General features: G+C 69.1%; 21 protein-coding genes. 5 read left to right on the top strand and 16 right to left on the bottom strand.

Annotated elements, in window-relative coordinates:
* Positions 1-10 precede the first annotated feature (10 nt).
* The 9 genes from B2J89_RS03775 to B2J89_RS03815 form a co-directional block, all read right to left on the bottom strand.
* The gene (locus tag B2J89_RS03775; protein ID WP_169167894.1) at positions 11-889 is read right to left on the bottom strand and encodes a phosphate/phosphite/phosphonate ABC transporter substrate-binding protein; all 879 of its coding nucleotides are present in this window, start codon (positions 887-889) and stop codon (positions 11-13) included.
* Positions 886-3084 (bottom strand): putative bifunctional diguanylate cyclase/phosphodiesterase, encoded by a 2199-nt coding sequence (locus tag B2J89_RS03780; protein WP_371809029.1) that lies wholly within the window; start codon positions 3082-3084, stop codon positions 886-888. Before B2J89_RS03780 ends, B2J89_RS03775 begins: the two co-directional genes overlap by 4 nt.
* 281 nt (positions 3085-3365) lie before the next feature.
* The gene (phnE, locus tag B2J89_RS03785; protein ID WP_169167895.1) at positions 3366-4178 is read right to left on the bottom strand and encodes a phosphonate ABC transporter, permease protein PhnE; all 813 of its coding nucleotides are present in this window, start codon (positions 4176-4178) and stop codon (positions 3366-3368) included.
* Positions 4175-5029 carry an ABC transporter permease gene (locus B2J89_RS03790; protein WP_169167896.1) on the bottom strand — a complete coding sequence of 285 codons (855 nt, stop codon included), beginning with the start codon at positions 5027-5029 and terminating at the stop codon, positions 4175-4177. Before B2J89_RS03790 ends, phnE begins: the two co-directional genes overlap by 4 nt.
* An 11-nt stretch (positions 5030-5040) precedes the next feature.
* A complete protein-coding gene (locus B2J89_RS03795) occupies positions 5041-5871 on the bottom strand; it encodes a phosphonate ABC transporter ATP-binding protein (RefSeq protein ID WP_169167897.1) in 831 nt (276 codons plus the stop codon).
* A gap of 75 nt (positions 5872-5946) precedes the next feature.
* On the bottom strand, positions 5947-6816 hold the full coding sequence (locus B2J89_RS03800; RefSeq protein ID WP_169167898.1) for a putative selenate ABC transporter substrate-binding protein: 870 nt from the start codon (positions 6814-6816) through the stop codon (positions 5947-5949).
* A 153-nt stretch (positions 6817-6969) separates the two neighbouring features.
* Complete coding sequence (locus B2J89_RS03805) at positions 6970-7404, bottom strand: SRPBCC domain-containing protein (RefSeq protein ID WP_169167899.1); 435 nt, start codon at positions 7402-7404, stop codon at positions 6970-6972.
* Positions 7405-7594: 190 nt separating this feature from the next.
* Positions 7595-8593, bottom strand: a complete 999-nt coding sequence (locus tag B2J89_RS03810; RefSeq protein ID WP_169167900.1) for a tripartite tricarboxylate transporter substrate binding protein — start codon at positions 8591-8593, stop codon at positions 7595-7597.
* 25 nt (positions 8594-8618) lie between these two features.
* A complete protein-coding gene (locus B2J89_RS03815; RefSeq protein ID WP_169167901.1) occupies positions 8619-9827 on the bottom strand; it encodes a CaiB/BaiF CoA-transferase family protein in 1209 nt (402 codons plus the stop codon).
* Positions 9828-9983: 156 nt separating this feature from the next.
* Between B2J89_RS03815 and B2J89_RS03820 the strand changes: the two genes are divergently transcribed.
* The gene (locus tag B2J89_RS03820; RefSeq protein ID WP_169167902.1) at positions 9984-10886 is read left to right on the top strand and encodes a LysR family transcriptional regulator; all 903 of its coding nucleotides are present in this window, start codon (positions 9984-9986) and stop codon (positions 10884-10886) included.
* A 30-nt stretch (positions 10887-10916) separates the two neighbouring features.
* On the opposite strand, the gene B2J89_RS03825 is transcribed toward B2J89_RS03820, so the two are convergent.
* Together B2J89_RS03825 and B2J89_RS03830 are read right to left on the bottom strand one after the other, a co-directional pair.
* Entirely contained in the window at positions 10917-12338 is a 1422-nt protein-coding gene (locus B2J89_RS03825) for an FAD-binding oxidoreductase (RefSeq protein ID WP_169167903.1), read from the bottom strand.
* A gap of 137 nt (positions 12339-12475) precedes the next feature.
* Entirely contained in the window at positions 12476-12832 is a 357-nt protein-coding gene (locus B2J89_RS03830) for an EF-hand domain-containing protein (RefSeq protein WP_169167904.1), read from the bottom strand.
* 149 nt (positions 12833-12981) lie between these two features.
* Here B2J89_RS03830 and B2J89_RS03835 point away from each other — a divergent pair, with 149 nt between their 5' ends.
* Positions 12982-13551 carry a cob(I)yrinic acid a,c-diamide adenosyltransferase gene (locus tag B2J89_RS03835; RefSeq protein WP_169167905.1) on the top strand — a complete coding sequence of 190 codons (570 nt, stop codon included), beginning with the start codon at positions 12982-12984 and terminating at the stop codon, positions 13549-13551.
* Between the two features lie 103 nt (positions 13552-13654).
* Here the strand turns inward: B2J89_RS03835 and B2J89_RS03840 are convergent, their stop codons facing one another.
* The 3 genes from B2J89_RS03840 to B2J89_RS03850 form a co-directional block, all read right to left on the bottom strand.
* A complete protein-coding gene (locus B2J89_RS03840) occupies positions 13655-14080 on the bottom strand; it encodes a hotdog fold thioesterase (RefSeq protein WP_169167906.1) in 426 nt (141 codons plus the stop codon).
* A gap of 115 nt (positions 14081-14195) precedes the next feature.
* A complete protein-coding gene (locus B2J89_RS03845; RefSeq protein WP_169167907.1) occupies positions 14196-15713 on the bottom strand; it encodes an acetyl-CoA hydrolase/transferase family protein in 1518 nt (505 codons plus the stop codon).
* A 117-nt stretch (positions 15714-15830) separates the two neighbouring features.
* Positions 15831-17117 carry a solute carrier family 23 protein gene (locus B2J89_RS03850; protein ID WP_169167908.1) on the bottom strand — a complete coding sequence of 429 codons (1287 nt, stop codon included), beginning with the start codon at positions 17115-17117 and terminating at the stop codon, positions 15831-15833.
* A gap of 179 nt (positions 17118-17296) precedes the next feature.
* Here B2J89_RS03850 and B2J89_RS03855 point away from each other — a divergent pair, with 179 nt between their 5' ends.
* From B2J89_RS03855 to pssA, 3 genes are all read left to right on the top strand, one after another.
* Positions 17297-17533 carry a DUF6139 family protein gene (locus B2J89_RS03855; protein WP_169167909.1) on the top strand — a complete coding sequence of 79 codons (237 nt, stop codon included), beginning with the start codon at positions 17297-17299 and terminating at the stop codon, positions 17531-17533.
* Positions 17534-17629: 96 nt separating this feature from the next.
* A complete protein-coding gene (locus tag B2J89_RS03860; protein ID WP_169167910.1) occupies positions 17630-19732 on the top strand; it encodes an acetoacetate--CoA ligase in 2103 nt (700 codons plus the stop codon).
* Between the two features lie 236 nt (positions 19733-19968).
* Positions 19969-20598, top strand: coding sequence for a CDP-diacylglycerol--serine O-phosphatidyltransferase (gene pssA / locus B2J89_RS03865; RefSeq protein WP_169167911.1), 630 nt, complete (start codon positions 19969-19971; stop codon positions 20596-20598).
* A 143-nt stretch (positions 20599-20741) separates the two neighbouring features.
* On the opposite strand, the gene B2J89_RS03870 is transcribed toward pssA, so the two are convergent.
* The gene (locus tag B2J89_RS03870; protein ID WP_169167912.1) at positions 20742-22292 is read right to left on the bottom strand and encodes a methyl-accepting chemotaxis protein; all 1551 of its coding nucleotides are present in this window, start codon (positions 22290-22292) and stop codon (positions 20742-20744) included.
* 239 nt (positions 22293-22531) lie between these two features.
* A complete protein-coding gene (locus tag B2J89_RS03875; RefSeq protein ID WP_169167913.1) occupies positions 22532-23263 on the bottom strand; it encodes a Crp/Fnr family transcriptional regulator in 732 nt (243 codons plus the stop codon).
* Positions 23264-23321: the final 58 nt, after the last annotated feature.

Genomic DNA, 23321 nt, shown 5'->3' on the forward strand with positions numbered 1-23321 from the left:
AGGCCGCAGGTTACGGCCTTGACGGGAACAGCGCCCGGATCTCGCGGTACTGCGCATCGGACACCGGAACGAAGCCGGTCATTCCCAGGTCCTTGAACATGCCTTGCAGCGCACTTACGTCACCCAGAAAGACCTGCCGGATTTTGACCACCAGTGCGGGGCACAGTTGCGTGCGGTGCACGAAGGGGTCGTAGGGAATGGGGTTCGATTTCCAAAGGGTATGGAGGTCCTCCATGCGCAGCCTGCCGCGGCGGATGGCTTCGTCCACCGAGGTGCTCGAAACAAAGGCGGCATCCACCAGGCCTTTTTGCACGGTGTCGATGGCGCGGTCGTGCGAGCCGGCGAAGGTGACGCGCTGGAAATAGCTGTCCAGGGGGGTTCCGGTCAACTGCTGGATGGCCTTGCGCGGCAACAACGCGCCCGAGGTGCTGGCCGGGTCGGTCAGGCTGAGCGTGGTCCCGCGCAGCCCCTCCAGGCTTGTCAGGCCCGCTGCGCGGCGCGTGATCAGCAGCGGGTAGTAGGACGTGGTGGAGTCGGTCGCCGGCCCTGCGCGCAGGCGAAACGAGGCGATGGGGGCGATATGGGCGCCGCGGTGCATCGCGATGGCATAAGAGGCCGGGCCGAGTTCGGCCAGGTCGATGCCGCCGGCCAGCAGGCCTTCGATGACCGCGCCGTACGAGGTGGCCGGAACCGTCTCGATGCGCCGGTCCAGGGCGATTTCCAGCTGCCGGATCAGGGGACGGTACTGAGCCAGCTGGGTCGTCGGGTCTTTCAGGGGAACCAGCGCCAGCCGCAGGGGGCGCGGATCTTCACAGGTGGCCGCCGGGGCGTGCAGCGCGACCACCGTGAGCGCCAAGCCGGCGCACAGGCTGCGAAAGGGGTTTTTCATGCCGGGGACATCGCGGGTTGCAGGAGGAATTCCCGCGCCGCATCGGCGGGAACGGGGCGGCTGAAAAAGTATCCCTGGACCTCGTCGCAACCGGCGGTCTTGAGGTGGATCAGCTGGTCGAGCCGCTCGACGCCTTCGGCCACCACGCGCATCTTGAGGTTGTGCGCCAGGGTGATGATGGAGGTGACGATGACCGCGTCGTCCGGGCTGTTGCGGATGTCGTTGATGAACGAGCGGTCGATCTTGATGCAGTGGATGGGAAGGGTGCGCACGTAGCCCAGGCTGGAAAATCCGCTGCCGAAGTCGTCCAGGGCGATGTACACGCCCAGCTTCTCGAGCGCATCGAGCACCTTGACAGCGACGTCCATCGATTCGACGAGGCAGGTCTCGGTGATCTCCACTTCCAGCGATCCGGCCGCCACGCCGTGGGTGGCGAGCATGCCCGCAACGCGCAGGGGCAGCTCCTCGTCCAGCAGCTGCATGGCGGACACATTGAAGGCGATGGGCACCACCTTGAGCCCTTCGGCCTGCCAGCTTGCCAGTTGCTGGCAGCAGGCCTGCGCGACCCAGTTGCCCAGCTCAACGATGGCGCCCGTGCTCTCGGCCAGGGGGATGAAATCGTTCGGATAGATCAGGCCGAACTCCGGGTGCTGCCAGCGCACCAGCGCCTCGAACCCGACCAACTGGTAGTCGCAGAGGCGGACCTTGGGCTGGAAATGCAGCACCAGTTCATGCTCGGCAATGGCTTTGGGCAGGCGCTGTTCGAGGAAGCGCGCATCGGCCGGTTTGCGCACCGCGTCGTAGAAGGTGTACCTGCCGCGACCGGAGCGCTTGGACTGGTACATGGCGGCGTCGGCATGCCGGCTCAGGGCGCCGATGTCCTGGCCATCCCGGGGGAAGACGGCCACGCCGATGCTGGGGCTGGTCTGGATGGCGTGGCCGTCCAGGCCCTCGTAGGGCAGGCTGAGCTGTTCCACCAGCTTGCCGGCGACGGCGGCGATGTCGTCCATGCGCTCCAGGCCGGTCACCAGCACGGCGAACTCGTCCCCGCCCAGGCGCGCCACGATGTCGGACTCCCGCAGGCCCGCGCGCAGCCGGGCCGAGACGGCCTGCAGCAGCAGGTCGCCGACATGGTGGCCCAGGGTGTCGTTGACGCTCTTGAAGCGGTCGAGATCCAGATACATCAGCGCATAGTGCCTGCGGTTGCGCTTGGCCTGCAGCAGGTGGCTGGCCAGCAGCTCGTTGAACATGCGCCGATTGGGCAGCCCGGTCAGATGGTCGTGGGCGGCCAGCATGACCGCGCGGCGCTTCTCCTCTTCCAGTTGGTCGATCAGCAGTTGGATCTTCTCATTGGACCGGGCCAGGGCCTCCACCAGACCGCCCTGGCGCTGGATGCCGCGCGCCACCCAGAAGGTGACCGCGGCGAAGAAGGCCGTCAGCACGGCCAGACCGGCAAACAAGCGGGACCGGATGGCCGAGTGCGCGGTCAGAATCTCCTGCATGTCGCGGCTGACGACGACGGTGAACGGCCGGCTCTCGGGTTGCCGAAAACTGGAAAGGTACGTCCGCCCATCCTGGAACAGATCGCCCTGCAGCGCACCCGCATGGACGCCGGGCTGGAGCGACACACCCGCACGGCGGGCGCCGTTCTGCAGCACCAGGCCCTCGGGGCGCGCCTCCGCCACGACCATGGCGTCGGCCGTCAGCACCTGGATCACGCCGGAGCGGCCCATGTCGATGTGCCGGTACAACTGCAGAAAGTAGCCCAGGTCGAGTACCACCAGCAGCACGCCGCGCGGGGTGTTGTGGTTGCCGTTCACCGGGATGAGGAGCGGGATCTGCCACGCGTGTTCACTCGATGGCGACAGGGGCGCGAGGCGCAGATGGTTGGTGCCTTCCTGCGCGGACGTGCTCAGCAACGCCCAGACGGCAGTGGTGAATTCGGGGCTGTCCTGCGCGGGGGACGAGGTGTAGACCCGCCGCGACGTTTGGTCGTACAGCGCGATGCGCAGAAAGATGCGGTCTGCGGCCGCCATCGACGACAGGTGGCCGAGGGTTTCCGCGGGGTTGCCATTGAACCAGCCCTCGGCGGCGATCGCCATCACCCGTCCGCGGTCCAGGATCTGGCCCAGGTTCTCGGAAATGATGTGGCTCAGGTTCTGCTGCTGTACGCTGGCGTTGGCACGGGTCAGCACTTTCTCTGCGTCCAGCCTCTGCCATGTGAAGGTCCAGACCAGGACCAGCAGAGCCAGTGACAGACCGGCGCTGCCAGTGACGAGAATGCGTCCGGAATGGCGGCTCAGGAACGCGAGCCATGCTCGGGGGAGAGGGGGTTGCACAACGGCCGCGCACCAAGGATGCAAAGTGGCGGAGTTTGCTACCGAAATATGTCAACCAGTTGACAGGCGTTTCCTGCGCTGCAGGGGAGCAGGGCCGCGCCGGGCGCGCGCTGGTTCGATCCCGCTGGGGTGATGCACTAGAGGGCCAGCCAGCGCCGGCTGGCAAAGCTCAGCGCATCCACCAGCGCCACCAGCAGCAGCATGGCGACCAGCACGCTGCTGGTCTCGCCCATCTGGAACAGCCCCAGGTGGAACGCCAGCATCTGCCCCAGCCCGCCGGCCCCCACCACGCCGAGCACAGCGGCCGCGCGGATGTTGTTCTCCCAGCGGTACAGCGTGTAGCTCAGCAGCTGCGGCAGCACCTGGGGCAGCGTGGCATACAGGAACACGCGGCTGCTGGCCACGCCGCGCACGCGCAGGGCGAAGCCGGGGCCGGGCGGGGCGTTCTCGATCGCTTCGGCGAACAGGCGGCCCAGCACGCCCGAGGTGTGCAGCGCCAATGCCAGCGTGCCGGCAAACGGCCCCAGCCCGGCCGCGATCAGCAGCAGGGTGGCCCACACCAGTTCGGGAATGCTGCGCAAGGCGTTGAGCACCAGCCGCGCCGGGCCGCGCCAGCGCGCCGGGTCGCCCTCGAACGCCTTGCTGGCGGGCAGCGCCAGCGCCAGGCCGAGCAGCACCGCGAGCACCGTGCCCAGCGCCGACATGGCCAGCGTCTCCAGCGTCGCCCACAGCAGCTTGTGCAGGAACACCGGGCTGGTGTCGGGCCGCAGCAGCTCCGCCAGAAACCGCGCCATCTTGGCGAGCGCCTGGGCGGATGCGAACTGCGCCCACTGCAGGTCCAGCGACCAGAAGCTCAGGCCCACCAGCGCCAGTGCGCCGGCGGCCATGCACCAGCAGGCCAGGCAGCGCTGGGTGGGTGGCCGGGGTGGCGGCGGGTGGCGCGTCGTCATGCCAGCCTGTGCCGCAACCAGGCACTGGTGCGGTCCGCCAGCCAGACCAGCGCCATGAACACCAGCAGCATGGTGGCCACCTCGGCGCCCTCGAACATCTTCATCGAGGCGTCCATCTGCTGGCCCAGGCCGCCCGCGCCGACGAAGCCCAGCACCGCCGACGAGCGGATCGCGCACTCCCAGCGGTAGACGGTGTAGCTGGTGAGTTCGGCGGCGTTCTGCGGCAGCAGCGCATAGAAAAAGGCCTGCAGCCGGCCCGAACCATTGCGCAGCAGGGTGGTGGCGGCATGGGGCTCGGCGCTGTCGAGGATCTCGGCATAGACCTTGCCCAGCATGCCGGCATAGGTCAGCGCAATGGCCAGCACGCCGGCCGTCGGGCCCAGCCCCACCACGCGCACGAACACCAGCGCCCAGACCAGCTCGGGCACGCTGCGCAGCACCACCAGCAGCCAGCGCACCAGCAGCCGCACGAGCGCCGGCACGGCGGCCATCGGGCCGCTCAGCGCCGAGACCGACAGCGCCCGCACCGACAGCAGCGCCAGCGGCACGGCCAGGGCCAGCGCCAGCGCCAGGCCTGCCGTGGCGATGGCGACGGTGCGCCAGGTCTCGCGCGCCACCAGGGCGAGAAACTCCGCGTCCGAGCGGGGCGGCACGAAGTCCGCCAGAAATCGCAGCGAGGGTTTCAGTGCGTCCGGGGCCAGCAGCTGCCAGGGTTTGAATTCGGTGAGCACCAGCATCGGCCACAGCACCACCAGCGCCACCACGGCACCGGCCAGGCGGGCGCGCCAGGCCGGGTCGCGCCGCGCGGACGGCAGGCTTTCGCCGGGGGGCACGCCCAGGAACGACACCATGGCCCGTTGCGCTAGCGGCACTGCATGGGCACGGGCGCGGCGGCCATGGGCCCGTCCGGTGCGGGCGGCGTGGTGTCCGCCAGCTCGTCCAGGTGCTGCGCGTACAGCTGGTGCAGGTGGTCTGGCGTGACCTGCGCCGCAGGCAGGTCGAAGGCCAGCGTGCCGCCGCGCAGCCCGATGACGCGCGGGAAATGGTGCAGCGCCATGTCCACGTGGTGCAGCGTGGCCACCAGCGTGGCACCGCGCTCGCGGGCCGCCTGCGTGAGCGAGGCCAGGGCCTGCTGCGCGCGTGCCGGGTCCAGCGCGGACAGGGGTTCGTCGACCAGGAACAGGCTGGCCTGCGTGGCCAGCGCCCGGGCCAGGCCGACGCGCTGGCGCTCACCGCCCGAGAGCCGGTCCACGCGGTCGAACAGTTTGTCCGCCACGTCGAAATGGGCCAGCGCGTGCTCGGCCAGCGCGGTGCCCGTCGGGTGCACCAGGCTGCGCACGCTGGCCCACAGGCTCTCGTGCGGCAGGCGCCCCGCCAGCACCGCGGTGACCACGCGCTGCCGGGGCGGCAGCGGCGGCACCTGCGGGGCCAGAAATAGCCGGCCGCGCAAGCGCTGCAGCGCGCGGCGCGACAGCGCCCAGGGGTCGCTGCCATCGAAGTGCACGCTGCCCTCGGCCGGCCGCTGCGCGCAGGCCAGCAGGTGCAGCAGCGTGGTCTTGCCCGCGCCCGACGGCCCGATGACGGCCATCTGTTCGCCCTGGGCCACCGCCAGGTCCAGGCCCTGCAGCGCGGCCGGTGCGCCGGCGCGCGCCGCGGGGTGGCGCACGGTGGCGTTGTGCAGCCGCAGGTTCATGGCCAAATCAGGCTGCAGCCCTTACGGGGGCAGCGCAGCCAGCTATTAAAAATAGATCGCACGCGCAGGCGGCCCTTACTTGATCAGGCCCGCGCTGCGCGCTGCCGTCTCGATGCCCTTGTAGTTGCTGGCCTGGGTGGGAATGAAGCGCGTGGCGCGCTGCAGGTCCAGAATTTCCTTGCCTTCAGGGGTGTTGCGGTTCAGGTCGAGGAACGCCTTGGTGAGTTGTTCGCGCTGGGCCACCGGCATGTCGCTGTGCACGGTCCAGTTGTAGTCGAAGTAGGCCGGGGTGGTGAAGATGACCTTGACCTTGCCGGTGTCCACCTTCTTGTCGGCCACGAACTTCTCCCACACCGAAATGTTGAGCGCCCCCGCGTCCACCTTGCCCGAGGCCACGGCGGCGATGGTGGCGTCGTGCGCGCCGGAATAGGCCACGCGCCGGAAGTCCTTGTCGGGGTCGATCTGCGCCTGCAGCAGGTAGCTGCGCGGCATCAGGTGGCCCGAGGTGCTGGACTGCGAGCCAAAGCTCACGGTCTTGCCCTTGAGGTCGGCGAGCGACCGGATGGCCGGGTCGCCGCTGATGAAGACGGAGCGGAATTTCTCGTCTTCCTCGCGCTGCACCAGTGGCACGGCCTTGCCGCCGGAGCGGATGCTGGCCTGCACGAAGGTGAAGCCGCCGTACCAGGCCATGTCCACCTGTTTGTGGGCCAGCGCCTCCACGGCGGCGGCATAGTCCGAGACCGGCGTGAACTCCACCTTCATGCCCAGCCGCTGCTCCAGGTACTTCACCAGCGGCGCGGCCTTGCGCGCCAGCTCGGTGGGCGATTCGTCGGGGATCGCGGTGATCTTGAAGACGGTCTGGGCCTGCGCGAGGCTGCTCAGGGCCAGCACGGTGCTGGCCAGCACAGCCTTGAGCGTGCGGATCGAAGGGAAAGAACGGGTCATGGGGGTTTCCAGAAAGTGGGGCGATGGCGGAGACGGAAGGTCCGTGCGCGCGCAGGTGCCGAACGGGCGATTGTCGCGGCCCGGCGCGCGGTCGGCCGCCACTGCCGCGGATGCCCCGACAGGGGTCAGGCACAAATCGGCTTCAGACCGGCGTCACGGCTTCTCGGCTTCGCGCTTGAGCGCCTCGTTCATGGCCACGAAACCTTGCTGGGTGGCGCCGTCCAGCGAGCGCCGAAACAGCGGCACGAGCACGCCCGAGAAAAGTTCGCCGTGGTGGAACACGGTCCCGCCCGCAGGGCCGGCTTCGAGCTTGAAGTAGTGCTCGCCGTCGAACAGGCCGGCGACGAGAAGCTTGCCCTTCCAGCGCAGTTCCCGGCCCTCGTGCACGGCCAGCACCGTTGGCTGGAAACGCATGCCCCGGCTGCCCGGCGGTTGGATGGCGACTTGGAGCGTCTGGCCCACCGCAAGCGGGCCTTCGATGGACCGGACAAACGGGTTCCACCGCGCGTGCGCGGGCAGGTCGACGAGCAGCGACCAGACCCGCTCAATCGGGGCGGAAATCTGGATCTGCGTGTGCAGGTGGTGCATGTTGGGCGCCTAACGGACAAGCTCAGGGACAAGGGACACCGCCCGCAGGCGGCTCGGCGGTGATTATTGCGGAGGCAGCGTACATACATGCCTGCGCAAGCGCTGGCAGGCCACCAAAAAACAAAGCCCTGGCGGGCACGCCCGCCAGGGCTTGGTGATGTGCGCGCCCTGCCGCCGCAGGGCGCCGGGCTCACAGGGCCGAGATGTTCTTGTCCTTGGCGATCTTGCTCCAGCGGTCGTAGTCGGACAGCAGGCGCTTGCGCATGGTCTCGCCGGTCTGGTAGTTGGCCACGGCGCCGGCGCCGATCATCTTCTGCTGCAGTTCGGGGTCGGCCATGATCACTTTCAGTTCCTTGTTCAGGCGGTCGACCACGGCGCGCGGCGTGCCCAGCGGCGCGATCAGGCCGCCCCAGGTGTCGGCGTCAAAGCCGGCAAAGCCCTGTTCGGCGACCGACTTGACGCCCGGCAGCAGCAGTTTGGCCTGGTTGGAGCTGACCGCGATGGCGCGCAGCTTGCCCGCCTGGATGTGCGGCAGCGCCGCGACCACGTCGGCAAACATCACCGGAATCTGGCCGCCGATCAGGTCGGTCACGGCCGGGGCGCTGCCGCGGTAGGGGATGTGCTGCATGTCGAAGCCGCCCAGGTCCTTGAGCTGCTCCATCGACAGGTGGCCGAAGCTGCCGGTGCCCGAGCTGGTGTAGTTCAGCGGCGTCTTCGATGCCTTGGCGTGGGCGATCAGCTGCGGCAGGGTGGTCACGTTCGGCAGCACGCGCGGGTTGATCACGACGGCCATCGGCAGGTCGTAGACCGTGGCCACGGGCAGGAAGTCCTTGCGCACGTCGTAGGCGTTGTTGTTGAACAGCAGCGGCGCCAGCAGCGCCGGCATGCCGAACATGGACAGCGTGTAGCCATCGGCCGGGGACTTGATGAAGGCCGCCGTGCCGATCGAGCCCGAGGCGCCCGGGCGGTTTTCGACGATCACCGACTGGCCCAGGCGCTCGCCGAGCTTCTGCGCCACGATGCGCGCGGCCGTGTCGGTGGGGCCGCCGGGCGGGAAAGCAACGACGATCTTCACCAGCTTGTCGGGCCAGGCAGAGGCCACGGCGGTGCCCGTGAAGGCGGTCAGGGCGCCGGCGGCTGCAGCGGCCAGCAGGTGGCGGCGGTGGAGGGAAGCGTGGGGCTTGGACATGTTTGTCTCCGGGTCAAAAAGGGGTTCAGATGATGTTTTGTGCGCGCAGTGCGGCAATGGCGTCGGGGGCGAGGCACAGTTGCTCGCTCAGCACGGCGTCGGTGTGTTCGCCCAGGTGGGGCGGCGGCATGCGCACGGCCAGGCGTTCGCCGTCCATCGCGTAGGGCGGAGCGAGCACGGCCTGTGCGCCGGCTTCGCTGTCTTCAAAGCGGTGCAGCAGTCCGGCGGACTCGGTGCGCTCGGACTGCAGCGCATCGAGCAGCCCCAGCACCTCGCCGCAGGGGATCTGCGCGGCCGTCAGCTGCGCGAGCAGCTGGGCGCGCGGCAGCCCGCGCAGCGCCTCGTGGATCAGTGGCATGAGGATGTGGCGGTGGGCCGAGCGCGCGGTGTTGGTGGCAAAGCGCTCGTCGCTGGCCCATTCGGGTCGCCCGATGACCTCTGTGCAAAAGCGCTGGAACTGGCCGTTGTTGCCCACGGTGATCACCAGCGGGCCGTCGGCCGCCTCGAACACGCCGTAGGGCACGATGGAGGGGTGGGCGTTGCCGAACTTCGGCGGGTCGCCCGCACGGAGCAGCGCTTCCATGCCGTAGTAGCTGGTGATCATCAGCCCGCAGTCGTACAGCGCCATCTGCACATGGCGGCCTAGGCCGGTGCGGTGGCGCTCGTACAGCGCCGCCAGGATGGCCTGGGCGGCATACATGCCGGTGAACATGTCCACGGCGGCCACGCCAAACTTGAGCGGGCCCTGGCCTTCTTCGCCGTTCATCGCCATCAGGCCCGATTCGCCCTGCACCACCAGGTCGTAGCCGGGGCGCGTGGCCTCCGGCCCCGAGCGCGCATAGCCCGAGATCGAGCAGTAGACCAAGCGCGGGTTCAAAGCGCTCAGCTGCTCGTAGCCCAGGCCCAGCTTTTCGGCGCCGCCGACCTTGAAGTTCTGCACCACCACGTCGCTCTGCGCGGCCAGCTGCAGCGCGATTTTCTGCCCCTCGGGCGACTGCAGGTCCAGGCTGATCGAGCGCTTGTTGCGGTTGGCGCTGTTGAAGTACGAGGTGTTGCGGCTGCCCACGCGCACGCCCCAGTCGCGCGTGTCATCGCCGCGGCTCGGGTGCTCGACCTTGATCACATCGGCGCCGAGATCGGCCAGCGACATTGCGCACATGGGACCGGCCAGCACGCGCGACAGGTCGAGAACACGCAGACCAGCCAGCGGCTGGATGGGAGAAGTAACGCTCATGCAAAAGGGCCTCGTCCAACAAAGCAACACGAGGCCCACAGACCCCCCGAAACGGCGAGCTGCGCAGGGGCAGTCCACCAGCGCGCATTTTTCATGTGTTTAATAAATTTTGCAATCGTGATAAAAGTTGGACATTGTGCATCTGGAAATTTGACAATGAACCTGACCGCGCTGTCCCTGCTCGTGGACATCATCGAAGCCGGCAACCTCAGCAAGGCCGCGGTGCGCCTGGGCATGAGCCGGGCTAACGTGAGCCACCGGCTCAACCAGTTCGAGCGCGAACTGGGCCAGCAGCTGCTGCGGCGCACCACGCGCCAGATCGAGCCCACCGAGCTGGGCTGGAAGCTCTATGAACACGGCCGCACGATCCGCCGCGAGCTGCTGGCCGCCACCGAGTCGGTGGGCAGCCTGGGCCAAAGCCTGCAGGGCACGGTGCGCCTGTCCGTGCCCAGCGGCTATGGCCAGCTGGCGATGTCGTCGTGGCTCACCGAATTCATGCAGCTGCACCCGGGCGTCACGCTGGAGGTGGTCTTTGACAACGACATCGACGACCTGCTCGCCGGCGCGGTCGATTTCGCGATGCGCGTGATGGCCGAGCCGCCGGCCCACCTGGTCGCGCGCAATATGGGGCCGGTGCACTACGTGGCCTGCGCGGCGCCGGCGCTGGTGCAGGCGCATGGCCTGCCGCGCAGCCTGGCGGACCTGCACCAGGTGCCGCTCATCACCTCGAACCTCACGGGCCAGAAGTTGCGCCTGGCCGGCTACCACGGGGGCAGCGGCGCCGAACTGCGCATCCAGCCGCGGCTGGTGTCGGCCAATTTCTACTTTCTGCGCGACGCGATTCTGCAGGGCCTGGGCGTGGGCGTCGTGCCCGACTACATGGTGCGTGAGCCGCTGCAGCGCGGCGAGCTGGTGCGCCTGCCGTTCGAGCCGGGCAGCCTGGCCTTCCTGTCGACGAGCAAGTACCTGCTGTACATGCCCACGCGCTACCAGACCAAGGCCATCGCCACGCTGATCGACTTCCTGCTGCACAAGGCTGCGCAGCAGGACGCGGTATGAAGCCGCCGTGCGGCTGCGCCAGGCCGGCGCTCAGAGCGCGAAGATCTTGCCGGGGTTCAGGATGTTCTGCGGGTCCAGCGCCTGCTTGATGGCGCGCATCATGGCCACGGCGCCGGCGCCGGCCTCGTCGACCAGGAAACCCATCTTGTGAATGCCCACGCCGTGTTCGCCGGTGCAGGTGCCGCCCAGGGCCAGCGCGCGCGCGACCAGCTTGTGGTTCAGGTCCTCGGCCGCCACGCGTTCTGCGGGGATGTTCGGGTCGAGCAGGTAGCCGAAGTGGAAGTTGCCGTCGCCGACGTGGCCGACGAGGAAGTACGGAATGCCGCTGGCGTCGGCCTCGGCCACCGAGTCGAGCAGGCAGTCGGCCAGGCGGCTGATGGGCACGCAGGTGTCGGTGCTGATCGCGCGGCAGCCGGGGCGGCTTTGCACGGCGGCGAAGTAGGCGTTGTGCCGCGCGGCCCACAGGCGCGTGCGCTCCTCGGGCGTGCTGGCCCATTCGAAGGCGTTGCCGCCGAACTCGCTGGCGATCTCCTGCACGGTTTCGGCCTGCTCCTGCACGCTCGCGGGCGAGCCGTGGAATTCCATCAGCAGCATGGGTTCCTCGCGCAGGCCGAGTTTGCTGTGCTGGTTGACCATGCGCACCGAGTTGGCGTCGATCAGCTCGACGCGCGCGATCGGCACGCCGAGCTGGATGGTCTGGATGGTGGTGCGCACCGCGGCCTCGATGCTCGGGAACGAGCACACCGCGGCCGACACCGCCTCGGGCAGCGGGTACAGCCGCACCGTCACTTCGGTGATCACGCCGAGCGTGCCCTCGCTGCCGACGATGAGGCGCGTGAGGTCGTAGCCGGCGGCGCTTTTCTTGGCGCGCGTGCCGGTGCGGATGGCCTCGCCGCTGGCGGTGACGACCTCGAGCGCCAGCACGTTCTCGCGCATGGTGCCGTAGCGCACGGCGTTGGTGCCGCTGGCGCGCGTGGCGGCCATGCCGCCGAGGCTGGCGTCGGCGCCGGGGTCGATCGGAAAGAACAGGCCCGTGTCCTTGATGGCCTCGTTCAAGGCCTTGCGCGTAATGCCGGGCTGCACCGTCACGGTGAGGTCGTCGGCGTCGATGGACAGCACCTGGTCCATGCGCGAGACATCGAGGCTGATGCCGCCCTGCACGGCCAGCAGGTGGCCTTCGAGCGAGGAGCCGGCGCCGTACGGAATGACGGGCACCGCGTACTGGCTGGCCAGGCGCACGGCGTCCTGCACGTCCTGCGTGCTTTGCGCAAACACCACGGCCTCGGGCGGGGGCGCCACCAGCGAGCCTTCGTCGCGCCCGTGCTGTTCGCGCACCGCCAGCGCGGTCGAGCACTGGGCGCCAAAGCGCGCGGCGAGGGCATCGAGCAGCGCCTGCGGCACGGCGCGCGGTAGGGTGGGGGACAGCAACTGGGTGGGGGTGGGGGCGTTCATGGGGGTTCTCCGGCAGGGGGCAAAAGAATACCACCGGCCCCCAAAGCAAAAAGGCCCTGGCGGGGATGCCCGCCAGGGCCCAGGGACAACCCGCTGCTCACGCGAGCAGCGGTGCCAGGCCGCGCGCGGCCTGCCGGTCAGGGCTGCGCGCCTTTCTCGAATTCTGCGCGCGAGAGGAAACCGTCCTTGTCGGCGTCGAGCTGCTGAAAGCGGTTGCCGATCGCGGGCAGGGCAGCCGCTTCCGTGGCGCTGAGCTTGCCGTCGTGGTTGGTGTCGGCACGGACAAACGCGGTCTCGGTCGCGGAGTGCGCGCTGCCGCTGCGGGCGGAGGGCGTGGCGGCCTGCACGGTGGCGGCGGGGCCGGACCCGCTGGGGGCGCTGGCGCCCGCCGCCGTCTGTGCCTTCACGGCAGCGGCGCCGCCCAAGGCCAGGGCCGCGAACAGCAGCACGCTGCGGGCGTCAAAAGGGGCGATGCGTTGTTTCGTCAAATGCATGGACCAGGTGCTCCATCAAGGTTGAACAGGCGCCCATTGCACCGCAGCGTGCAGGCCCGGGCCAGCATTTTTGCCGGCTGTTTCCCTGGCCAACATTTGCGCGCCCGGTGTAACCCACAATCCCGTATTCCATTTTTCAAGGAGCACCCATGGGCAAGCGACTCACCCAAATCGCCACGCGCACTGGCGACGACGGCACCACGGGCCTGGGCGACAACACGCGCGTCTCCAAGCACAGCCCGCGGCCCCACGCCATGGGCGATGTGGACGAGCTCAACTCGCACATCGGCCTGCTGCTGTGCGAGCCCCTGCCTGCCGACGTGCGCGCGCTGCTGGTCGAGGTGCAGCACCAGCTGTTCAACCTGGGCGGCGAGCTGTCGATTCCGGGCTTCGAGCTGCTCAAGGACGAGGCCGTGCTGCAGCTCGACCAGGCGCTGGCGACGCACAACGCACAGCTGCCGCGCCTGCAGGAATTCATCCTGCCGGCCGGCACGCGCGCGGCCGCGCAGGCCCACGTGTGCCGCACCGTGGCGCGCCGCGCCGAGCGCGCCGTGGTGGCGCTGGGCGCGCAGGAGGCCGTGCGCGAAGCGCCGCGCCACTACCTGAACCGGCTGTCGGACCTGCTGTTCGTGCTCGCGCGCGTGCTCAACCGCATGGACGGCGGCGACGACGTCTACTGGAAGAGCGAGCGCCTGGCCCGACAGGATGCTACTGAATAAATAGCTTCCGTCGCTTGCCAGTCAAGGGCTAACGGCCCATTCGGCTTGAAACCGGCGCGCCCCAGCCCAGCAGACGCCGCGCAGCGGCTCAGGGGGTTGTCCTTTACCTAGGCGCCAGGATCGCCATGGTGATGCGCGAGACACAGGTCAGCTCGCCCGCGTCGTTGGCCATGTCGATCTGCCAGACCTGCGTGGTGCGGCCGATGTGCACGGGGCGCGCGGTGCCCGTGACCCAGCCGCTGGTGGCGGCGCGCAGGTGGTTGGCGTTGATGTCCAGGCCCACGCCGCGGTGGCCCTCGGGGCTGGCGTAGAACGCGCCGATGGAGCCGAGCGTCTCGGCCAGCACCACGCTCACGCCGCCGTGCAGCAGGCCAAAGGGCTGGCGCGTGCGTTCATCGACGGGCACGCGGCCGCGCAAGAAGTCGTCGCCGATCTCGGTGAATTCAATGCCCAGGTGGCTGACGGCGGTGTTCGCGCTGGTCTCCGTGCACAGCGCAAGGGTGATGGGTTTTTTCCAGATGGCGGACATGGGTGGGCGTTCCTCAAGTGCGGTGGCGGGCGGCCGGGGCCAGCCCGAAGCAGACCGCCATTATCGGAAGTGCGCGCGCGCTGCACGTCGCCGCGGTGACGGCCGCGCGCCGCGATCAGGCGCGCATGCTGCCGGTTTCCACATAGCGCTGGTGCCAGCCGAGCGCTTCGCTCAGCAGGTGCGGCGTGTGCTGGCCGGTGGCGCCCCGGCGCGCGCGCTCGACGTAGTCGCGCAGCTGCGGGCGGTAGTCGGGGTGGGCGCAGCGCTCGATGATGCGCTGCGCGCGCTGCGTCGGCGAGAGGCCGCGCAGGTCGGCCAGGCCCTGCTCGGTCACGAGGATCTGCACGTCGTGCTCGGTGTGGTCGACGTGCGAGGCCATGGGCACGATGCACGAGATGGCTCCGTCCTTGGCGAGTGAGGGCGTCATGAAGATCGACAGGTAGGCGTTGCGCGCGAAGTCGCCCGAGCCGCCGATGCCGTTCATGATGGACGAGCCCATCACATGCGTGGAGTTGACGTTGCCGTAGATGTCGGCCTCGATCATCGCGTTCATCGCGATCAGGCCCATGCGCCGGATCAGCTCGGGGTGGTTGCTGATCTCCTGCGGGCGCAGCACGATGCGCTCGCGGTAGAAATCGAGATGGCGCACGAAGTCGTCCATCGCGGCGGGGCTCAGCGACAGTGCGGTGGCCGAGGCCGAGGCCAGCTTGCCGCTGCGCAGCATGTCGAGCATGCCGTCCTGCAGCACCTCGGTGAACGCGGTGAGGTGCTGGAACGGCCCTTCGTTCAAGCCCGCCAGCACGGCGTTGGCGATGTTGCCCACGCCCGACTGCAGCGGCAGCAGCTCGCGCGGCAGGCGGCCGAGCTTCACCTCGCCCTGCAGGAATTCGATGATGTGGCCGGCGATGCGCTGCGAGTTCTCGTCGGGCGCGGCGAAGACCGAGTTGCGGTCGGGCTGGTCGGTCACCACCACGGCGATGACCTTGTCGGGGTCGCAGTGCAGGTAGGGCTCGCCGATGCGGTCCTGGGGGCGCAGCAGCGGGATCGGCACGCGGTGCGGCGGCAGGTCGGTGCCGTAGTAGATGTCGTGCATGCCCTCCAGGCCCGCCGGGGTGCCCTGGTTGACCTCGAGGATGACCTTGTCGGCCTGGTCGAGCCAGGTCTTGTTGTTGCCGACCGACGACGACGGGATCAGGCGCCCGTCGGGCAGCACGCCGGCCACCTCGACGACCGCCACGTCGAGCTTGCCGAGGAAGCCGAACCAGACGAACTGCGCGACGTGCGAGAGGTGCATGTCGATGTACTGCATCTCGCCGGCATTGATCTGGCGCCGGCAGGTCGGGTCGGACTGGTAGGGCAGGCGCATCCCGATGCCGTGCGCGCGCGCCAGGGCGCCGTCGAGCTCGGGCGCGGTCGAGGCGCCGGTCCACACGCCGATCTTGAACGGGTGGCCCTGCGCGTGCAGGCCTTCGATGCGCTGCGCCAGCGCGCCGGGCACGGCCTTGGGGTAGCCGGCGCCGGTGAAGCCGCTCATGCCGACATTGGCGCCGGCGGGGATCAGCGCTGCGGCCTCGTGGGCCGACATGACGCGTTCAAGAAGGGCCGGGTGACGGACCCGATCGGCCAGGGACATGGACAAAACTCCGCAACGGTGGTGGGCGCCAGCGCGCGGGGCGCGCGCCAGGCAAACCCCCAGTTTATCTGGCGCGCCCGAGCGTTTAAGGGTTAACCCGATGTTTTGCCTGCGCCATCAGCCTTTGCGGTTGAGCAGCGCGTACAGCACGATGGCGCCGAACGTGGCGGTGCCGATGCCGCCGAGCGCGAACTGGCCGAACTTGAGCGTGAAGTCGCCCGTGCCCAGGATCAGCGTGATGCCGGCGACGATCAGGTTCTTGTTGAGCGAGAAGTCCACCTTGTTGTCGACCCAGATCTTGGCGCCCGCGACCGCGATCAGACCGAACACGACGATGGAGACGCCGCCCATCACGGGCAGCGGAATCGCCTGGATCACGGCGCCGAACTTGGGCGAAAAACCCAGCAGCACTGCGATCAGCGCTGCCACCAGGAACACCGCGGTCGAATAGATCTTGGTGGCCGCCATCACGCCGATGTTCTCGGCGTAGGTGGTCACTCCGGTGCCGCCGGCGCTGCCGCTGACCATGGTGGCAATGCCGTCGCCGATGAACGCGCGGCCCATGTACTGGTCGAGGTCCCGACCCGTCATGGCCGTGACGGCCTTGATGTGGCCCAGGTTCTCCGCCACCAGCACGATCACCACCGGCACGATCAGCAGCATGGCGTTGGTGTCGAACACCGGCGCCGAGAAATTGGGCAGGCCCACCCAGGGCGCGTTCCACACGCCCGAGAGGTCCAGCGGCTTGCCCAGCCCCAGGCCGTTGGTCAGCACCGCATAGGCGATGGTCGCGACCACCAGGCCGACGAGGATCAGCAGCCGCTGCACCATGCCGCGCGTGAGCACGGCCACCAGGCCGACGCTGACGAAGGTCAGCACCTGCATCCAGCTGTCGAAGTTGCTCGCCGCCATGTTCTTGATGGGAATGGCGGCCAGGTTGAGGCCGATCACCGCGACCACCGCGCCGGTCACCACGGGCGGCATGAAGCGCTCGATCCAGCGCGTGCCGACCGCCTGCACGATGAAGCCGACCAGCGTGTACACCGCGCCGCAGGCAATGATGCCCCCCAGCGCCAGGCCGATGTTCGCGTTCGGCCCCTTGCCGGCGTACGCGGTGGCGGCAATCACCACGCCGATGAAGGCGAAGCTCGAGCCCAGGTAGCTGGGCACCTTGCCGCCGGTGATGGCAAAGAAGATCAGCGTGCCGATGCCGCTCATCAGGATGGCGAGGTTGGGGTCGAACCCCATCAGGATGGGCGCGAGCACCGTCGCGCCGAACATCGCGATGACGTGCTGCACGCCCATCGCTGCGGTCTGCGGCCAGGGCAGCCGCTCGTCTGGCCCGATCACGCCGCCCTGCTGCAGCGCGCCGGCACTCTTCTCCCTCCAGGTCATGAAGCCCATGGAACTTTCTCCGTTGTGGTTGGTGGCGCGGATGGTAAGGGGAGTTCGCCCCGGGTTCCCGGCCCGCGCGAAGAAATGCGGCGCGCCGCGCGCGCTCGAAGGCGCCCCCTTCCTACGCGGCGCGCGGCGCGGCGCCCGTAGAGTGGGTGTTCATTCACTGAAACAGCGAGGACGCAACCATGCGCGTGGACATTTACCGCCGAGCCGAAGCCGACGACAAGTTTTCCCACCTGGCGGTGCCCGAAGGCAAGCCGATTCCCTCGGAAGCCATCAATGTGGACTGGGAGAGCGAGCAGCGCGGCCTGGAACTCGACGAGAACGCTCCGCACTGGAGCGACTACGGCATCGCGCAGCCCGGCCAGCAGATCGAGAACAAAGGCTATGCGATCACCGGGCTGCACGAACAGACCGGTTGAAGCCTTGCGCCGCGCCCTGCGGGCGCCCGGCCGCTGTCGTTTGAGGGACTGCCGGGGCTGGGCAGCGCGGGCGCGCCACTGGTAGGCTGCGCCGCTATGGAGACACGCCACCCCACCCCCCCGTTCATCCCCCAGATCCGCCTGTACCAGGACTGGCTGCGCACCGCGCGCGGCCTGGAGTTTGCCGACTACGGCGCGCTGTGGCGCTGGTCCACCACCGAGCTGGGCGCATTCTGGCAAAGCATCTGGGACTATTACGCGCTGCAGTCGCCGACGCCGCACAGCGCTGCGCTGGCGCGCAACGTGATGCCGGGCGCGCAGTGGTTTCCCGGTGCGCAGCTCAATTACGCGCGCCAGGTGCTGCGCCATGTCGACGCGGCCCACGCCGCCGGCCAGCCCGCCGTCATCAGCCGCAACGAAAAGGGCGTGCACCGCGAACTCTCCTGGCCCGAACTGCGCCGCCAGGTCGCGTCGCTCGCGCTGCACCTGCAGGCCCAGGGCGTGCAGCCCGGCGACCGCGTGGCCGCCTACCTACCCAACGTGCCCGAGGCCATGGTGGCGCTGCTGGCCACGGTGAGCATTGGCGCCGTCTGGAGCATCTGCGCGCCCGACATGGGCACGCACGCCGTGCTCGACCGCTTTCGCCAGATCGCGCCCAAGGTGCTGATCGCGGTGGACGGCGTGACCTACGGCGGGCGCGACCACGACCGCCTGGGCGTGCTGGCCGAGCTGCGCGCGCAGCTGCCGAGCGTCGAGCACACGCTGCTGCTGGGCCAGCTCGATGCTTCTGTTTCGATAGCTGGCTGCGCAGAATGGGCCAGCGCTACAGCCCGAAATGATGCCCAAACCGCGGCCTTCGAACCGCTCTGGCTGTCGTTCGACCACCCGCTCTGGGTCGTCTATTCGAGCGGCACCACGGGGTTACCGAAGCCCATCGTGCACGGCCACGGTGGCATGGTGCTCGTCGCGCTGCAGCTCAAGGGCCTGCACAACGACGTCGGCTGCAGCTACGCGCCCAACAGTTTGGGCGAGCGCTACCACTGGTACAGCTCGACCGGCTGGGTGATGTGGAACGCCCAGCTCAGCGGCCTGCTCGGCGGCACCACCTGCGTGATCTTTGACGGCAACCCCGGCGGCAGCAAGGACCAGCCCGACTGGGGCCTGCTGTGGCGCTTTGCTGCCGAGACCGGCGTGACCTGCTTCGGCGCTGGCGCGGCTTTCTATGCCCACTGCATGAAGGCCGGGTTGAACCTGTCCGACTGCGGCGACCTCTCGCGCATCCGCGCACTCGGGACCACGGGATCGCCGCTGTCGCCCGAGGTGCAGCAGTGGGGCACGGCGCAGTTCGAGGCGCTGGGCACGCCGGACATCTGGTGGAACAACATCTCGGGCGGCACCGACTTCTGCGGCGCCTTCCTCGGCGGCCACCGCGAGCTGCCCCAGGTGCCGGGCGAGATGCAGTGCCGCATGCTCGGCGCCGCCGTCGAGGCCTGGAACGACCAAGGCCAGCCCGTGATCGGCGAGGTCGGCGAACTGGTCTGCACGCAGCCGATCCCGTCGATGCCTTTGTACCTGTGGGGCGACACGGACGGTTTGCGCTATCTGTCGAGCTACTTCGACATGTACCCGAGCGGCCATGGCCGCCGGCTCGGCGGCGGCGACGGCCCGCCCGAGATGGGCGCGGTCTGGCGCCACGGCGACTGGCTCAAGATCGGCGCCCACGGCGGCTGCACGATCTACGGCCGCTCGGATGCCACCATCAACCGCCACGGCCTGCGCATGGGCACGAGCGAGATCTACAGTGCGGTCGAGGCCCTGCCCGAGGTGCTCGACAGCCTGGTGGTCGACCTCGAATACCTGGGCCGCGAGAGCTACATGCCGCTGTTCGTGGTGCTGCGCCCGGGCGCCGCGCTCGACGCCGCGCTGCGCGCGCGCATCGAGGGCGCGATCCGCACGGCGCTCAGCCCGCGCTTCGTGCCCGACGCCATCTTCGCCGTCGCCGAGGTGCCGCGCACGCTCAGCGGCAAGAAGCAGGAGCTGCCGATCAAGAAGCTGCTGTTGGGCCAGCCGATCGACAAGGTGGTCAACAAGGATGCCATGGCGAACCCCGGCTGCCTGGCCTGGTACGTGGCCTTTGCCGCCGAGCGCGCGGCGGCAGTCCCCGCAGCTGCCACCGCGCCCGCCCCGGGATGCTATTGAAAAAAGAGCTGCCAGCGCACACTCCGTCAGCGCTGGAGGCCATTTTTGCTTAAAAGACACGAACCCGACCAGTGCACGGCGCCGGCCCGGCAATGCCCGGCCCAGGCCTACACCGGGCGCCGGGGGCCCTCCCCATAATCGGTGGCATGCGGCGCCTGCCCGGTCCCGGGGCTGTGGCAGGCGACAGGCCCGCAGCCCGCGGCGCCGTGGCGCCCCCTTTCAGCAGGAGTTCCACCATGACGACCCCGTCCACCGCGTCCAAGCGCTTTGCCATGATCCGCGAGTTCCAACTGGCCGACTGGGTGACGCTGGGCAACGCCGTGTGCGGCACGGGCGCGCTGTTTTCCATGCTCTCGTACCTGCAGGAAGGGCGCGTTGCGCACGTCTACTACGCCTGCGCGCTGGTGCTTGCGGCGCTGGTGTTCGACGTGCTCGACGGCCGCGTGGCGCGCTGGCGCCAGCAGAGCTCGACGCTCGGGCGCGAACTCGACTCGCTGGCCGACGTCATCTCGTTTGGCGTTGCGCCCGCCGTGATCGCCTACGGCTGCGGCATGCAGGGGCTGTACGACCGCATCGTGCTGGCGTATTTCGTCGCCTGCGGCGTCTCGCGCCTGGCGCGCTTCAACGTCACGGCCGAGGCGCTGTCGGACAGCGCCGGCAAGGTCAAATACTTCGAGGGCACGCCCATTCCGACCTCCATCGTGCTCGTGGCGCTGCTGGCGCTGGCCGCCTGGCAGGGCGCGGTGGGCGATCGGCTGTGGGGCGGGGCGCTGCGCGTGGGTGGCTTCACGCTGCATCCGCTGGTGCTGCTGTTTGCGCTGTCGGGCTCGCTGATGATCAGCCGCATCCGCATCCCCAAGTTCTGATTCCCGCGCTTTCTCCAGCCTGCACCCTGCCGGCTTCGCTGGGCCTTCGCGTGCCGCCGGAGCTGGAAATGGCCAGAACACACGGTCTGGCCCACGCTCGGGCGCCTGGGGCGAAGGCTGCCTCGGGGGAGGCCTTCGGCACCTCACCGCCCGTGCCTGAACACCGACGCGGCTTCGTCGAGGCGCTGGGCCTGCTCGCCCAGCACCTGGCTCAGCTGGGCGTTGTGCTCGACCTGCACCGCATTGAGCTGGGTCATTTGCTCCAGTTGGCCGAGCGCCTGGTTGATCTGCGCCACGCCGTGCGCCTGCTCCCGGCCGGCCAGGCGGATGTCTTCCATCATGGTGGCCACGCGCTCGACGACCTGCACGGCTTCGGTCAGCGTGTGGCCGGCCGCTGCCACGGTGCGATGGCCCGCCTCGACCTGCGCGGTCGACGCATCGATGAGCTGCTTGATCTCCTTGGCAGCGCCCGCGCTCTTGATCGACAGCGCGCGCACTTCCGCGGCCACGACGGCAAAGCCCTTGCCCTGCGCTCCTGCGCGTGCGGCCTCGACCGCGGCGTTGAGTGCGAGGATGTTGGTCTGGAACGCAATGGAGTCGATCAGGCCGGTGATGTTGGCCACCTTCTGGCTCGATGCCGAAACGCCGCGCATGTTTTCCTGCGCCTGCGCCACCATGGCGGCGCTTTGCGCTGCCACCTGTACCGCTTGCGCCGCCATCTGCGCCGCCTGTGCGGCGGTCTCGCTGTTGCTGCCGATGGTCGCAGCCAGCTGTTCGTTGGCGGCGGCGGTTTCTTCGAGGCTGGCCGCGGCCTCACGGGTGTGGTGGGCCAGTGCATCGTTGCCGTGCTGCAGGTCGTCCGCGGCGGTGCGCAGGCGCACCACCTTGCCCTGGATGTCGCTGACCAGCGAGATGAGGTTCAGCGATGCCTGCTCGATGCCGCGCATCACCGCGCCGATCTCGTCGCAGCGGTGCAGGAACAAGGGTGCGGCGCGCTGGCCGCTGGCCACGGCTTGCGCTTGCGCCACGAGCTGTTGCAGCGGCCCATGCACCGCCGTGCGCAGCCACCAGCCGCTGAGCAGCACGGCCAGCGTCCAGCCCACCATGGGGGGCCATGGCAATGCCGCAGGCCCCCCCACCGACGCCATGCCCGCCAAGCCCGCCAGCCACAAGGCCCCCAGCCCCAGGCGCATGCGCATGGCCAGCGACACGAAGCGCCAGCGCGCGCACCAGCCCATCAGGCTGATGCGCACCACCTGGCCGCGCCGCAGGCCGAGCTTTCGGCCTCCCGCGCGGATCTCGCGGTAGGCCTCCTCGTGCGCGGCTACGCTGTCGCGGTCGGGCTGGGTGCGCACCGAGAGGTAGCCTGTCACGTCACCCTGGTGGCGGATGGGCGCGGCATTGGCGCGCACCCAGTAGTGGTCGCCATCCTTGCGGCGGTTCTTGACCAAGGCCGTCCAGGTGCGACCGCTTTGGATGGTGGCCCACATGTCGTCGAACGCCGCAGGCGGCATGTCGGGGTGCCGCACCAGGTTGTGGGCTTTGCCATACAGCTCGTCGCGCTCAAAGCCGCTGCAGGCGATAAAGGCATCGTTGGCATAGGTGATGCGTCCCTGCAGATCGGTGGCAGACAGCAAGGTCTCGTGCTCGCCGACCGGGTACTCGCGCTGCGTGACGGGGCCGTTGTGTTTCATGGGAGAGAGGGCAGGTCAACGTTCAGGGCATCCAAAGAAGCCGCCGCGCCCCGGCACGGTGCCGGGGGCGTGGAATTTATTGTGGGAAGTGACCATGTCAGGCGATAGCGCGCCTGCACCCGGCAGCCCTGTAACGGCAGCTGATGTGATCGATGTCACCGCAGACCGCCTGCGCTGTGCGGAAAAAGCGACGCCAACCTGGCCCGCGATGCGCCCCGCGTGCCGGCGCGCCCCGTGGCCTAGTGCAGCGGGGGAGAACCCGGTGCTGTGCTGTGCCGCAGCAGTCTGGGCAGGTGGAGGTCGCAGTAATAGCGGCCGCTGCGGCTGACGTCGCCGTCTTTTTCGAGCCGGGCAAAGGCGCGCGTGATCGATTCGCGGGTGGTGCCCAGCAGCGCGGCCAGGGTGGTCTGGTTCGGCAGGCGCACCCGCAGGCTGCGCTGCAGGTCGCTCAGGTGCAGCAGTGCCCCGGCCAATTGCCGCGCCACGCCGTCACCGTGGCTCAATTGGCACCAATTGAAATGGCTCTCGAACGCCTGCGCCATCGCCTCGGACATGCGGCCGAGGAACACGGGGTTTTCGAGCAGTCCGCTGCGCCGCAGCGATGCGGTGGACAGCTCGCAAAAACGGCCTTCCAGAATGCCGACGTGCGTGACCGGATTTGGCCGGCCCAGCAGCCCAAAGCTGCCGATCACCGTGCCGCTCCCGAGCATGCCGATGGGCTGGCGCTCGCCGTAGCGGGATTCGCGGCACAGCATGGCGGCGCCCGACTTGACGATGCGGATCGCGGTGGAGGTCGAGCCTTGCGCCTGCAGCACATCGCCCGCGCGGAAGGGGTGTTCCTGGATCTGCAGTTCGGCCGCGGGATGGCCTGGGATGCGGGTCGCCGGACAAGACGGCTGCGCAGAGCAGTGCTCGCAGTTTCGGGGCGCCACAGCAGCGGCCCCAGCCGCGTCCGAGGAACGGGCGCTCATGGCTGGTGCAGACCGGCGGGGCAAGGCGTCAGCATGTGGGCGGTGGGCGTGTCCATGG

This window comes from Acidovorax sp. SRB_24 (assembly GCF_012931925.1).